Source organism: Micromonospora sp. M51 (assembly GCF_018070305.1).
Classification (GTDB): domain Bacteria; phylum Actinomycetota; class Actinomycetes; order Mycobacteriales; family Micromonosporaceae; genus Micromonospora; species Micromonospora parva.
On the sequence record NZ_JAGPXZ010000005.1, the window covers coordinates 1 to 14,164 of the forward strand.

At 72.1% G+C, this 14,164-nt stretch carries 10 protein-coding genes and 2 pseudogenes; 7 read left to right on the forward strand and 5 right to left on the reverse strand.

Annotated features, from left to right (window positions below; genetic code table 11):
• A pseudogene (locus tag KBX53_RS00670) lies at positions 1-143 on the reverse strand (AraC family transcriptional regulator); the annotation flags it as partial.
• Positions 144-272: 129 nt separating this feature from the next.
• Between KBX53_RS00670 and KBX53_RS00675 the strand changes: the two are divergent.
• Complete coding sequence (locus KBX53_RS00675; protein ID WP_030329130.1) at positions 273-1,520, forward strand: hypothetical protein; 1,248 nt, start codon at positions 273-275, stop codon at positions 1,518-1,520.
• Positions 1,521-1,563: 43 nt separating this feature from the next.
• Here KBX53_RS00675 and metG read toward each other — a convergent pair whose 3' ends face one another.
• Complete coding sequence (gene metG, locus KBX53_RS00680) at positions 1,564-3,366, reverse strand: methionine--tRNA ligase (protein WP_030329132.1); 1,803 nt, start codon at positions 3,364-3,366, stop codon at positions 1,564-1,566.
• Positions 3,367-3,524: 158 nt separating this feature from the next.
• Here metG and KBX53_RS00685 point away from each other — a divergent pair, with 158 nt between their 5' ends.
• Positions 3,525-4,574, forward strand: coding sequence for a hypothetical protein (locus tag KBX53_RS00685; protein WP_309140684.1), 1,050 nt, complete (start codon positions 3,525-3,527; stop codon positions 4,572-4,574).
• 31 nt (positions 4,575-4,605) lie between these two features.
• Here the strand turns inward: KBX53_RS00685 and rsmI are convergent, their stop codons facing one another.
• Positions 4,606-5,454, reverse strand: coding sequence for a 16S rRNA (cytidine(1402)-2'-O)-methyltransferase (gene rsmI, locus KBX53_RS00690; protein ID WP_210857457.1), 849 nt, complete (start codon positions 5,452-5,454; stop codon positions 4,606-4,608).
• 83 nt (positions 5,455-5,537) lie between these two features.
• Here rsmI and KBX53_RS00695 point away from each other — a divergent pair, with 83 nt between their 5' ends.
• From KBX53_RS00695 to KBX53_RS00710, 4 genes and pseudogenes are all read left to right on the forward strand, one after another.
• Positions 5,538-7,247 carry a dolichyl-phosphate-mannose--protein mannosyltransferase gene (locus KBX53_RS00695; RefSeq protein WP_030329135.1) on the forward strand — a complete coding sequence of 570 codons (1,710 nt, stop codon included), beginning with the start codon at positions 5,538-5,540 and terminating at the stop codon, positions 7,245-7,247.
• Positions 7,248-7,614: 367 nt separating this feature from the next.
• Complete coding sequence (locus tag KBX53_RS00700; protein WP_210857458.1) at positions 7,615-8,898, forward strand: VWA domain-containing protein; 1,284 nt, start codon at positions 7,615-7,617, stop codon at positions 8,896-8,898.
• Positions 8,898-9,635 (forward strand): annotated as a pseudogene (locus KBX53_RS00705) (peptidase); the annotation flags it as partial. The gene KBX53_RS00700 and the pseudogene KBX53_RS00705, both read left to right, overlap by 1 nt.
• A 459-nt stretch (positions 9,636-10,094) precedes the next feature.
• Entirely contained in the window at positions 10,095-10,751 is a 657-nt protein-coding gene (locus KBX53_RS00710) for a 4'-phosphopantetheinyl transferase (protein WP_210857459.1), read from the forward strand.
• Positions 10,752-10,793: 42 nt separating this feature from the next.
• Here KBX53_RS00710 and KBX53_RS00715 read toward each other — a convergent pair whose 3' ends face one another.
• Positions 10,794-12,074 (reverse strand): ferritin-like domain-containing protein, encoded by a 1,281-nt coding sequence (locus tag KBX53_RS00715; protein ID WP_210857460.1) that lies wholly within the window; start codon positions 12,072-12,074, stop codon positions 10,794-10,796.
• A 32-nt stretch (positions 12,075-12,106) separates the two neighbouring features.
• A complete protein-coding gene (locus tag KBX53_RS00720) occupies positions 12,107-13,192 on the reverse strand; it encodes a Gfo/Idh/MocA family protein (RefSeq protein ID WP_210857461.1) in 1,086 nt (361 codons plus the stop codon).
• Between the two features lie 69 nt (positions 13,193-13,261).
• Between KBX53_RS00720 and KBX53_RS00725 the strand changes: the two genes are divergently transcribed.
• Entirely contained in the window at positions 13,262-14,011 is a 750-nt protein-coding gene (locus KBX53_RS00725) for a hypothetical protein (protein ID WP_210857462.1), read from the forward strand.
• The last annotated feature ends 153 nt before the right edge of the window (positions 14,012-14,164 follow it).

The following is a 14,164-nucleotide window of genomic DNA, read 5'->3' on the forward strand; positions in this document are numbered from 1 at the left end:
GCCTCGCTGACGGTGATGTCCAGGTGGGTGTGGCTGTCCAGCACCGCCCGGGGCAACGACTCGGGGGCTGGCGGGAACTCTCCGGCCCGCCGGGCGGCACGGTCACGGCGGGATTCTCTGGGCTCGCTCATCAGCGACAGCATCACACACCGGGGCTGTCCATCTGCCCGCCACCCGACGTTCACCTCGGCTACGCCGCGCGACTCTACGGTCGCCAACGAGCGGACGCGACAGCGTGCGGACCCCATCCCAGCGAGCAGGGAGGCGACGGCATGAGCGTCACCCCCCAGGCCGGCGGCACGGCCAGCGAACGGACCGGACTGCACGTGGCGTTCGGCGGCGCCGTGTACCCGGCCGAGGAGATCGCCCGAGGTGCCGCGTACGAGTTGTTCAGCGCCGACGAGGTGGCCGGCTTCGAGTGGGCGCCCCGCCCGGGCAGCGCCCTGCCGTGGCGGCGTTTCGTGCACGTCACCGAGGTGACAGCGGTGCACGGGGCGACGGAACCGGCCGACGAGCCGGAGACGCCGCTGCTGATGCCCGCCCATCGCGAGCGGGGTTGGGCGTACCTGCACCAGCTCAGCCAGCAGCCGGCGGCGGCGGGCGACCCGGTGCTGGCGATGGCGCGTGCGTCGGCGGTGGTCCGGCGGGGCACCCGGATGGTGAAGGTGCTCTCGGCCCAGCAGGTCGCCGGTCACCTGCGGGGTTGGCTGCCGCACGGCTTCTGCTACCGCGAGCACGATGTGGCGCACCTGCGTACGCCGGTGACGACGAAGGTGCTGCGTACCGATGGTGACGCTGGCCGGGACGGCCCGGACGTGGCGTACGTGTTGCGCTGGCGCGCGTCCGACAGTGGTGACTACGACGTGCCGGCCGGGCCCGCGCACCGGGGCCTGACCGCGCTGGCCTCGCGGGACCGGGTCGGCGCTCCCGTGCTGGGCACCGGCTTCACGCCCAGCAACGGTCAGCTCATCCCGGAGTTCATCACCAGGGACTTCGCCGACCTGCCGATGCCGGCGAACGCCGCCCTCATCGCCTACCCGGCGGAGGGGGTGGAGGTGGTGCTGTACACCTACCAGGCCGAGCAGCGCGGGTGGCTGCGGATGGTGGGTCCGCAGTGGCGGCACCTGTTGGCCGCGGTGCCGGGTCTCTCCCCTGATCAGGAGTACGTGCCGAACGCCGACGTGCCCCGCTCCACCCAACTGGTCGGCACGTACGGCGACAACGAGTACGAGGCGGTCGCCGACCTGCCCGGCGGGTTCCGGGTGCTGGCGATGACCCGGGCGGCCCGTTACCCGGTGGACGCGGTGGCCCGCCGGGTCCGGTTCGCCCAGTGGCGGGGGGTGCCGTGTCTGGTGCTGCGGGAGGAGGCGGGCTGGCTGCGGATGCGGCTGCGCTACCCGAACCCGGACGCCGTGCTCGGCACCGGTGCCCAGTGTCAGGAACGCGGCGTCTACGAGGCCTGGGCGCCGGGCGCCGAGGTGACCGACGACCAGGTGATGGACACCCGGTACGCGATGTGACGGCGCGCGGCGGCAGGGCGACCCGCCGCCGCGCGTCGTGCGGTCAGTCGGCCAGTCGGGCCAGTTCCTCGTCGACGATCGACGGGTCGAGCTTGCGGAACACCGGCTTCGGCGCGGCCAGCGGGCGGCCCGCCTCGATCGGCACCGACTCCCAGCGCGCGCCGACCGTGTAGTCCCCGGTGAGCACCGGGTACGCCGGGCCGCCGTCCAGGTCGTCGACCTGCTCGATCACCGGCATCGGCGCGTGCACGCCGGTGCCGCCGAGCAGCTCGTGCACCTGCTGCGCGGAGTGCGGCAGGAACGGGGTGAGCAGCGTGTTGGCGTCGCTGATCACCTGGAGGGCGACGTGCAGGATGGTGCCCATACGGGGCTTGTCGGCCTCACCCTTGAGCTTCCACGGCGCCTGCTCGGAGAGGTACTTGTTGGCCTCGGCGACCACCTTCATGGCCTCGCCGATGGCCTGCTTCTGCCGGTGCCGGCCGATCAGGTCGCCAACCGTGGTGAACCCGGCGCGGGCGACGGCGAGCAGGGCCTCGTCGGCCTCGGTGAGCCCGGCCGGGTCGACAGCGGGGATCGCGCCGAAGTTCTTGGCGGCCATCGAGACGCACCGGTTGACCAGGTTGCCCCAGCCGGCGACCAACTCGTCGTTGTTGCGGCGGAGGAACTCGGCCCAGGTGAAGTCGGTGTCGTTGCTCTCCGGGCCGGCGGCGGCGATGAAGTAGCGCAGCGCGTCGGCGTCGTAGCGCTCCAGGAAGTCGCGGACGTAGATGACCACCTTGCGGGACGAGGAGAACTTCCGCCCCTCCATGGTCAGGTACTCGCTGGAGACCACCTCGGTGGGCAGGTTGAGCCGACCCAGCTCGCCCGGCTCACCGTCGCGGGAGCCCTCGCCGGAGTATCCGGAGAGCAGCGCCGGCCAGATCACCGAGTGGAAGACGATGTTGTCCTTGCCCATGAAGTAGTAGGACTGCGCGTCCTTACCCTGACCGTCGGTGGACCACCACCGGCGCCACGCCTCCGGGTCGCCGGAGCGGCGGGCCCACTCGATCGAGGCGGACAGGTAGCCGATCACCGCGTCGAACCACACGTAGATCCGCTTGTCCGGCCGGTCCCGCCAGCCGTCCAGCGGGATCGGTACGCCCCACTCCAGGTCCCGGGTGATCGCCCGGGGCTGGAGGTCGTCGAGCAGGTTGCGGGAGAACCGCAGCACGTTGGGCCGCCACCCCTCGCGGGTGTCCAGCCACTGCCGCAGCACCTCGGCCAGCGCCGGCAGGTCCAGGAAGAAGTGTTCGGTCTCGACGAACTTCGGAGTCTCCCCGTTGATCCGCGACTTCGGGTCGATGAGGTCGATCGGGTCGAGCTGGTTGCCGCAGTTGTCGCACTGGTCACCGCGGGCGCTGTCGTACCCGCAGATCGGGCAGGTGCCCTCGATGTACCGGTCGGGCAGGGTGCGCCCGGTGGACGGGGAGATCGCGCCCATGGTGGTCTTGGGCACGATGTAGCCGTTGCGGTACATCCCCTCGAACAGCTCCTGCACCACCGCGTAGTGGTTGCGGGTGGTGGTGCGGGTGAACAGGTCGTAGGAGAGGCCGAGGCCGTGCAGGTCCTCGACGATCACCCTGTTGTACCGGTCGGCCAGCTCGCGCGGGGTCACCCCGTCAGCGTCGGCCTGCACCTGGATCGGGGTGCCGTGCTCGTCGGTGCCGGAGACCATGAGCACGTCGTGGCCGGCCATCCGCATGTACCGGGCGAAGACGTCGGAGGGAACGCCGAAACCGGAGACGTGGCCGATGTGGCGGGGGCCGTTGGCGTACGGCCAGGCCACTGCCGCGAGAACGTGACTCATGAGCAGTGAGCCTAGTGACCCGGTCGGGGCATCCGCGAACCAATGGGGGGTCCCCGACCGGCGGACCGGGCCGACCACCTCGCCCGTTGGTCCGATTTGTCGTCGACACGCGGCTCAGCTGCCCGTTTCGCCTCCTGGGGAGGTGTGCAATGAACGTCGTGACGGGCAGACGAGCGGCGCGGGACCACGAGGACCGTCCCACCGGACCGGCGGTCGGCGACGACCCGGGGCGCGAGCCGGCCGTGCCCCGGGTCACCGGGGTCGCGCCCCAGCCCCGGCTGGTGCCCGCCGACCCGGGTGGGCAGCGGCCCACCCCGGCGGGGCGGTCCGCCACCCCGGCCCGCCCCACGCCGGCGGCCCCGTCGCCCACTCCGGCCCGGCCGACCCCGGCGGCTCCCGCCCCCGGTCCGGCCCGGCCCGCCCTGTCCGGCCCGCTCGCCGCCTCGGTCCCGGCCGGTGGGGAGTCCGTCGAGGTGGAGCCGACCACCGGGGCACCCGTGGACGCCGTGCCGCGTCGGGTGCCGGTGCGGCAGCAGACCCGCCGCCAGCGGGTCCGCCGGCCGGACGACACGCTGGACGACGACGGTGACGCCTTCTGGGCACCGATCGAACAGGTGCACTGGGACGGCACCCCGGTCCGCAAGGACCCGGCACCGGCGCGGTTTCGCGGCTTTCGGCTGCTGCTGCGGCGGCGGGCACCGAGCCGTACGCCCCCACCGCCGGATCCGCTGCCCGGGCTCGCCGCGCTGGTGGTGCTGAGCCTGGTCGCGGCCTTCTTCGCCTGGGTCAGCGCGGGCCCGTTCTGGCTCGCGGTCGGGCACGCCCGGTCGGGCACCGTGGTGATCGACGACTGCTCCGGCGGCGGGCTCACCCAGCGGTGCCGGGGGATCTTCCCACCCGCCGCCGGGCGGTTCATCGCCCATGGTGTGCGCGTCGGCGGTGTGCCCGCCGACGGGAGCGCGGCCGGCACCCGGCTGCCGGCGCGGATGACCGGCCCGGACAGCGGCACCGCGTACGCGGACGTCGGCGTGGGCCGGCACCTGCGGTGGCTGCCCGGTCTGCTGGTGGTGCTGGGCTGCACCGCGGGCATCGTCCGGTGGACCGGTTCGGCCCGGCTGCCCGGCCGCCGGCACCGCCGCTGGGCGGTGGCCGCCGCCGTCGCCGGCCCCACGCTGATCACCGTCGGCTTCCTGGTCGCCGCGTGGTGATCCCGCCGTCAGGGGAGCCCGGTCCCCTCGGTCAGCTGTGCACGATCGTGTAGACGTCCCGGCGGCGCAGCGCGTATTCGGTGGCGACGTCGGTGATGGCGTCCCGGCGGGACCGGCCGGCGGCCTCCCGTTCGGCGACGGCGGCGCGCAGGGTGTCGTCGTCGGGGCGTTCGGGGGCGGTCACCGGCGCCCCGGCCACCACCAGCGTGATCTCTCCGCGCGGATCCCCCTCGGTGGCCCATCGGGCCAGCTCGCCGAGGGGGCGGCGGAGCACCTCCTCGTAGGTCTTGGTGAGTTCGCGGCAGAGCGCGGCCGGCCGGTCCGCCCCGAACGCGTCGGCCAGGTCGGTGAGGGTCGCCCCGATGCGGTGCGGCGCCTCGAAGAAGACCAGAGTGCGCTCCTCGGCGGCGAGTGCGCGCAGCCGCGATCGACGCCCGCTGGGGGTGCGGGGCAGGAAGCCCTCGAAGCAGAACCGGTCGCAGGGCAGCCCGGAGACGGCCAGCGCGGTGGTGACCGCGCTGGGACCGGGGGCGACGGTGACCGGCGCCCCGACCTCCAGCGTGGCGCGGACCAGCCGGTAGCCGGGGTCGGTGACGCTCGGCCTCCCGCCGTCGGTGACCAGCGCCACCACGTATCCGCCGAGAATGGCCTCGACCAGCTCGGGGGTACGCCGCTCCTCGTTGCCCTCGAAGTAGGAGACGATTCGACCACCGACGGTGAGGTCGAGATCGCGGGCCAGCCGGGTGAGCCGACGGGTGTCCTCGGCGGCGACCACGTCGGCGCTCATCAGCACCTCCCGGAGTCGGGCCGAGGCGTCGGCGGGGTTGCCGAGCGGAGCACCGAGCAGAATCAGGCGCCCAACTTCGGACATTTCACCCACGGATTCGTCTCCTTCATTGCTGGGAATACCGGTATCAGGGACGACGGACGCCACCGGACACCTTGGCAGCCTACGATCGCCGGGTGACGAGTGCGTCGACAGCGCAGAGCCCGAGCGCGGACCCGGACAAGATGATCCAGGTGTCGGGCGAGCCCGGTGCCACCCAGGAGCCGACGGCACCGAGCGCCGAGGGCGGCGGAGTGGCCGCCGCGGTCCGGCGACGGTTCGCCACCGTCGACACCCAGGCGGACCGGTTCTCCTGGCTGGCCACGGCAGTGGTGGTGGCCATCGCGGCGATCCTGCGCTTCGTCGGGCTGTCCAGCCCCAAGGGCAAGATCTTCGACGAGACGTACTACGCCAAGGACGCCTACGGGCTGATCTCCCGTGGCGTGGAGTGGAACTACAAGGACAACGTCCCGTCGTACGTGGTGCACCCGCCGCTGGGCAAGTGGTTGATCGGGCTCGGCGAGTGGGCCTTCGGCTACCAGGACGCCGACTCCAAGGTCTCCGTTCCCGGGCACCTGATGACCACCGCGCCGGAGTTCGGCTGGCGCTTCTCGGCCGCGGTGATCGGCACCCTGTCGGTGCTGCTGCTGGTTCGCATCGGTCGGCGGATGTTCCGCTCGACGGTGCTCGGCTGCGCGGCCGGCCTGCTGCTCGCGCTGGACGGCTTCCACCTGGTGCTGTCCCGTGCGGCCCTGCTCGACATCTTCCTGCTCTTCTTCGTGCTGGCCGCGTTCGGCGCGCTGGTGCTCGACCGGGACGCCCGCCGTCGACGCTGGGCACGAGCCCTGGACGACGGGCTCGATCCGAGTCAGCCGGGTCGCGCCGGCCGCCCGCCGACCGGTTGGCGCACCTGGCCCTGGTGGCGGCTGGCGGCCGGGGTGCTGATCGGCTGCGCGTGTGCGGTGAAGTGGAGCGCTCTGTACTTCGTGCCGGCCTTCGCGCTGCTGGTGCTCCTCTGGGAGGTCGGCGTCCGCCGCTCGGCGGGGGTCCGCCGGCCCTGGCGGGACGCAGTCGTCGACGAGCTGCCCTGGCTGGTGCTCGCCGGCGTGGTCATGGTCGGCACCTACCTGGCCACCTGGTCGGGCTGGCTGCTCACCGACGACGGTTACTACCGACTCGCGTCGGCCTACCCGAGCGCCCCGCTCAGCGACCGCCCGGTGATCGGCCCGCTGATCAACCTGTACGAGTACCACCGCGCGGCGTACGGCTTCCATGCCCAGCTCGACGACGCGCACAAGTACCAGTCGTGGCCGTGGCAGTGGTTGCTGCTGGGCCGACCGGTGGCGTTCCACTACGCCAACAACGGCGTCTGCGGGGCGCCGACCTGCGCCTCGGAGATTCTGCTGCTCGGCACCCCGCTGCTCTGGTGGTCGTTCCTGCCCGCCCTGGTGGCGCTGGTCTGGCTGGGTGTGGCCCGTCGGGACTGGCGGGCCGGCGCGATCCTGCTGACCGTGGCCGCCGGGCTACTGCCGTGGTTCTGGTTCGCCCTCGACGGCCGGACGATGTTCTCGTTCTACGCCGCGCCCGTGGTGCCGTTCCTGGTGCTGGCGGTGGTGTACGTGCTGGGTGCGCTGATCGCGCCCGCCGGGGGCGATGTGGGTGCGGTGGCACCACTGGTGCCCGGTGACCCGAGTTATGAACGCCGGCTGGTGGGCAGCATCGCGGCGGGGGCGTACGTGTTGCTGGTCGGAGTCTGCTTCGCGTACTTCTATCCGATCTTCGTCGGCCGGGTGATCCCGTACTCGGACTGGCTGTCCCGGATGTGGCTCGACGGTCGGTGGATATAAGCATCGACAGGCGACGCGCCGCTCAGCGCGACGGGAGAAGGGCCCGCACGCCGAAGCGTGCGGGCCCTTCTGACAAAGACGCGCGCCCCGATCGCCTGCCACGGGGGAAGCGGGCGATTGGGGCGCGCAAGAAGAGCTTAACCACCGGGCACCACCGGCACAACGGGTCGACTTGGGTCAGATTTCCGACGGATGGTGGCCGGACCGCCACCTTTCCTTGAACAGTTGACCGAGGGTGACCCGGCGTGGACCCAGAGCGCGGACGATGCCGGCCCGCGGCGACGGGTGACCAGGCCGACGGCGTCGGGGCTCGGACCGTCCGCAACCCAAGTGATCATCCAAAGTGGATCTCACTACACTGCGGGCCGTGATCAACTTCAGACGATCGACGGCCGTCCTTCTCGGACTGCTGGCGACCACCGCACTGGCCGGGGCCGCCCCGGCGCAGGCCGACGGGGAGCCGGCGCCCGAGCCGCCCCGGGTCGAGCTGGTGCTCGACGTCAGCGGGTCGATGCGCGCCGCCGACATCGACGGACGCACCCGGATCGCGGTAGCCCAGCAGGCCTTCAACGAGGTCGTGGACGCGCTACCCGAACAGACACAGCTCGGCATCCGGGTACTCGGCGCCACCTACCGCGGCAAGGACAAGAAGGTCGGCTGCCAGGACACCCAACAGATCGTGCCGGTCGGCCCGGTGGACCGGTCCGCCGCCAAGGCGGCGGTGGCGACACTTCGCCCGACCGGGTTCACCCCGGTCGGCTTGGCGCTGCGCTCCGCCGCACAGGACCTGGGCAGCGGGAACACCACCCGGCGGATCGTGCTGATCACCGACGGCGAGGACACCTGCGCGCCGCCGGACCCGTGCGAGGTGGCCCGGGAACTGGCCGCACAGGGCACCAGCCTGGTCGTCGACACCCTCGGTCTGGCCCCGGACGAGAAGGTCCGCCGGCAGCTGCTCTGCATCGCCAGCGCGACCGGCGGGACCTACACCGCCGCGCAGAGCGCCGAGGAGCTGACCGACCGGATCAAACAGCTCGTGGAGCGGGCCGGCGACACGCACACCCGGGCCCCGACAGTGGTCGGCGGCACGAACGCGTGCGACTCGGCGCCACTGCTCGCACCGGGCGTGTACGCCGACCGGGAGTCGTTCTCCGAGCACCGCTACTACCGGGTGCCGATCCGCCCCGGCCAGGAGCTGCGGGCTTCGGTGAGCATGGCGTTGGACCGTGCCGTCAACCGGGACTACGGGGTGCTGCTGCGGGCCACCGCGGCCGACGGCCGGGAACTCGTCCGGGGTGCGGACGCCGGCAGCGGACGGGCCGACGTGCTCTCCGCCGGGCTGCGCTGGTCGGCCACCGCCGACGATGAGGATGCCGCGGACACCGAGGAGAGTTCGGCCCCGGTCGTCGAGCCCACCACCGTTTGCCTGGTGGTGAGCAACTCGTTCGCCCCGCGTCCCGGCACCGCGGCGACCCCGGGCATGCCGGTGGAGTTGACCGTCGACGTGGTCGCCGCCGCACCCGCACCGGACGGACCGGACCTCGGCCGGGGCTGGGTGCTGCTGGCCCTGCTCACCATCGCCGGGCTGATCACCGGTCTGCTCGCCGGCCTGCTCACCCGCTGGTGGGTCGCCACCTGGAGGGAGAACTGATGCGTAGCGCACTGTTCCGGTCGATGGCGGCGCTCCTCGCCGCCGGTGGGGCCGCCCTGCTCCCCGCCGCGGCCGTCGCCGCACCCACCCCCTCCCCGGGTGCCACGCCGGTCAACCGTGCCGGCACGTCGTTCCTCACCGCCACCCCGATCACCGCGGGACAGCCGGTACGGGTGGACGCCTCGATCGGCGACCACCTCTACTGGTCGTTCCCGGCAACGGCCGGTCAGGTGCACGAGATCACCGCCACCGTCACCTTCCCGAAGGGACGCGACGGGGCCTCCACCTGGACCGTCGACGTCTTCGACGGGCTCCGCCGCCGCCAGGCGTGCACGGCGGGGGCCCAGACTCCGACGGTGGACGCTAAGGCGTCGACGGTGGTGCTGGGCTGCACGTTGCGCGAGGTGCGGCCGTGGGCGGAGCCCTGGTCGGCCGACCCACTGCCCGGCACGTACGTCATCCGGCTCTCCGTGATCGACCTGCCGGAGCCGGATCTGGGTGCGCCGATCGACGTCGACCTGCTGGTCGGCACCGTCGCCGACCGGGGCACCTCGGCCGACGACGGCGAACTGGCCGCCCCGCTGGTGCCGAACACCAAGGCCGGCACGGTGCTCACCGCCGTACCCCCGGTGGACGCGGAGGCCGACGACGAGGGCGACCCGCTGACGGACTGGTTGCCGGACCTCGGCTCGCGCTGGGTCTGGACCGGCATCGGTGGTGCGCTCGCCGCGGTGGCTGCTACGCCGGGAGCCGCGCGGCAACCAGCCGATGAACCGGTCCTGGAGCGACATCACCGGGGCGGCGCGCAGATCTTCGGTGGCGGCGGCGAGGCAGGACCCCAGATAAACGCTGAGCATGGCGCGATCACCGCCGTACTCCGCCAGCAGCCGGCTGCGCTTCGTCGCGCACGGCCACTCGTCACCGCAGGAGCCGCAGCTCCAGCAGGGGGTCTTCGGGGCGTGATCGTCAGCCGGCACCCCCGGCCGTTGCGCACCATCGGTCATCGCACGTCCTTCCAGATGTCCACGGGGCTGGCCGCGCCGGCCAGCGTTGATGGTGGTCCCCCCGGAGCCATCAGGGAGGGCGCTGCGCGTCCCTCCGGTGTTACATCTTTGCGGTACTTTCAGCGGTCGTGGGAGTCGGAAATTTGACGGTTGACCTGATCTGCCATTCCTACCGACCAGTAGGCAATCGGAATGCGTGACCTGCTGCCACCGACGGTCGCGGTTGCCATCGCCGGGCCCGACGACTGGACGGGCGAGTTGCTCCCCGCTGAGCTGGCATGTCTCAGCGAGCGGGCCGCGCAGACCCGTCGGCGGGACTTTGCCGCCGGGAGGATGTGCGCCCGCCGCGCGTTGCGCGACCTCGGCCTGGCGATGACCGCGGTGCCGGCCGCCGCCGACCGCGCGCCGGTCTGGCCGGCCGGGGTGGTCGGCAGCATCACCCACACCGCCGGCTACTGCGCCGCGGCGGCGGCGCACACCACCGACGTCCGGTCCGTCGGAATGGACGCCGAGCAGCACCGCGAGATCAATCCGGGAGTACGCAGACTCGTGCTGCTGCCCGAGGAGGAGGCCGCCTGCGCGCGGCTACCCGGCGGCACCTGCTGGCCGGTCGTGCTGTTCAGCGCGAAGGAGACCATCTACAAGGTGTGGTACCCGATCGTCCGCGACTGGCTGGACTTCCACGACGCGCGAGTCGAACTTGACCCGGATGCCGGCACGTTCACCGCCCGGATCGCACCGACCCGGGTGGACGCGGCAGAAGTCGCCGACCCGCCCTCGTCGATCACCGGCCGCTTCGTGATCGCCGACGGGCTGGTCCGCACCGCCGCCGTGCTCGGCCGGGGCTGACCCTGCTGGCTACCGCTCCAACCGGGCAGCCCCGCCCGGGCGTCAGTGGGCGTAGCGGCCGAGCAGGTACACACTGAGCCGCTTGCCGTCGCGCACCGCCACCACGTGCCCGGTCACCACGTCCCCCTGGCGCTGGTAGACCTGGTACGACGGCGCGTCGAAGCGCCACCCGACGGTGTCCGGGATCGCTTCGGCGGGAAGCGGGAACCCCGCATCGGTGGGCGCCATCGTCGGTGGCTGCGCCGGTGCGGCGGCCCAGCCGTCGAGGATCCGGTCCAGGCACCCTGGCGACGTGGTGAAGTGCAGGTACAGCTCGCCCATCGGTCCGGTCATGTCCTCGGCGTTGCTGTATCGCAGGCCATCAACGTCACACGGCAGACTGACCTGGTAGTGCGGCAGGATGTCGTCCTCGAAGTCGCCCCGGGTCACCCCGAAGATCCCGTCCGGGTGCCGATAGGGCCGTGGACCCCAGAAGTGCGCCGGCGGGTAGAGCGCCACCGCCAACCCCACGACGACCAGCACAATCGCTCCCCAGCGCCAGAGCCGTTGTCGGGAGCCGCGCACCGTCGACCCCGTTGCGGGCCGCGCGGCCGCACTCGTGGAACTGGCGGGGTGAGCCTCCCGGCCCGCACCGGAGAGCACCTCCCGCACGACCGACCGGAACAGCGTCGCGGTGTCGGCGATGAACCGGAGCCGGCCGACACCGAGCAGACGCAACGCGGCGCCGTGCCCGAACGCGACCACGACGGCGGCGCCGAACAGCAACACCCACCAACCCGCGGCCACCACCGCCCGTACCGGTCCAGCACTCTCGGCCCATCCCTGGCGCAACCGCTCGGTGTGGAACGGCACGTGCCTCTGCTCGTCGACCAGGATGCGGGCACCCACGTCCGAGAGCAGCGGATCATCAGTGCCGTCGCGGACGGCTCGGTAGTAGCGCAGGGCGACCACCTCGGCGACCATCAGCGTCATCAGTTCCAGTCGCAGCCCCAGGGCACGCCGGATCGTCACGAACACCCGGTCGGTCCAGTGACCGTCGATGACGTCGCCGCCCGCGCTGAGCAGCAGGTGCTTGAGGAGCCGGGCGTGGTTCTGCTCCTCGGCGACGAACAGTCGGACCGCCGCCAGATAGGTCGGGTCACCGGCCCGCTCGCTCTTGCTGATGAGATTCACGCCGTCGCCGTCTTCACCGGCCTGGAATCGTTGCAGGCTCCGGATCAGCGCCGGCGGCAGCGGACCCCCTGTACTCCACTGTGGATCGGGTCCGTCCCGGCGTCGCTCGGCGTTCTCGGTGAACTCACGTACCCAGGCCTCGAAACCCATGTCTCTTCCCCCGTTGTCTTGCAAACATTCGGCTACCGCGCCCACGCCTCGGCGTCGGTGACGACCGGCTGCCCGGTGCGTACCGATTCTTCGATGGCGAGGCTGATCAGGTGGTCCTGGCAGGCTTCGGCGAGGGAGTACGGAGCGGGGCCTTCCTCCCGCGCCCACGCCCCGGCGCGGGCGACGATGTCGGCCACCGCGATGTCGTCGTCGGACATCCCGCTACCGACGAAGGGATTGCGGTAGACCACCTCGCCGTCGAAGCTGATGTGCTTCAGGTCGAGCCCCTCCAGGTTGAGGTCGAGACCCGTCTGGCGTCGCACCAGTGACGACTCCACCGGCGTGGTCGGGTCGACCAGCCGGACAACCCGGTCGTCCACCAGCTCACCGCGCGAGCCGCGCACCACCAACCGGCGGGTACGCAGCGGGTTCCACCACTGGTTGTCGGTGAAGTCGTACAACCCCATCCGCCCGCCGAAGTCGATTGTCGCGAGTGTGGTGGAGAGCTGCTGCGGTGTGTCGTCACCGCTCCAGCCGGTCGGCGAGAGCGGGTTGGCCAGCGGCGCGACGAAGGCGCGCGCGTTGATCTCGGCGCTCTCGTGACCGACGCCGAGCAGACCCCGGATCAGCGACACCGCGTGGTACAGGTGGGTCGACGAGATCTGGACCGAGGTCGGTTCGCCGAGCACCCCGGCGCGGACCAGCGCCAGCCGGGCCGCGTGCCCGGGCATCAGCAGGTACTGCTCGGCGACCTGCACCAGACCGCTGCCCCCGACGTCGGCCCAGAGCGAGCGCAGACCCGCCAGGTCGGCGGCGGGCGGCGTCTCGGCGAGCACCGGTACGCCGGCCGCGACCAATTCCCGGGTCGCTTCCGGTGTCACGGACCACGGCACCGACACGATGACGAAGTCCGGCCGCTCGTGGGCGAGCAACTCGGCGGTCGTCCGGAAGGTCCGCACACCCCAGTCGGCGGTCACGGCAGCTCCCCGCGACTCGGTACGCGTCACCACCCCGGTCACCCGGAACCGCTCGGGAAGCAGCCTGGCCAGGCGAAGGAAGAACTCACCTCGCCAACCACTGCCGACAATGCCGAACCGGGTCTGCGCCACCGACGTCATCTGGGCTCCTCACCTAGAGGTCCGGATGCTAACCGTTGCCGGGCCGTGTTTTTCGCTACGGTTGCCCTGATGACCATCGACTCGTTACCGGCCGGACCCGCGTCGGCGGCCGTCGAAGTGACCGGCGCAGGTCCGCAGCTCGACTACTACCTGGTTGGCGCCCGCGACTCGACCACCACTGTGGAGGGCATCCTCGTCGAGGAGTTCACCCGGGACCGCGACTTCGTCACGACAGGGCTGGCCAGCGCGGGTTGGACCCCGCAGGCAGGCTGGTGGAGTTCCGCGTCGCTGAGCCGCGACATCCGCACGAACCCCGAGATGCTGGCCCGGGTGGTCCCCACCTCCCGCCGGCAGGCCGAGGACGCCCACCGCGCGCTCGGCGGTGGGCAGCTGCCGGACGAGACACTGCTCCGTACGCACTTTCTCGACCATCAACCGATCGCGAGCGCCCCGCCGCTGCGGCTCGGCCCCGCCCAGCCGCCGGCCGGCTTCCACGAACGGCGGGTGTACCGCGTCCTCTTCGCCAAGGACCTCCGCCCCGACCAGGTGGCCGCCCTCCGCACGGCCTGGCGGACACCGCCCGCCGGCACGAGCGCATCCGGCACGAACGCGTCCGTCGCGAGTGGTCGTCTCGATGGGCACGGCGACCAGTTCAGCTGGGACCTGCGCCGCGTCGGCCACACCCTCGCCTGGGGCCTCGACGTGACCGCACTGCTGGCGACCGATGCCACGGCGGCGCTCGGTTCGACACTGTCCGCGTTGACGGACGTCCTGCGGCAGCACGGTCTGATACCCGTGACGACCGAACGCTTCTCCTAGGGCCTGTTTCATAAGGGCGGTCGAGCCGAGGCGGAGTCCGGGCGGCGATCCGGCAAGGCGCGGTTTCGTCCGGATACCGGTGTCGTATCCGGACGAAACCGCAACGCCGCCGGTCGTCGTCCGGGCCCGCCGCAGGCCGGCCAGTTCTTATGA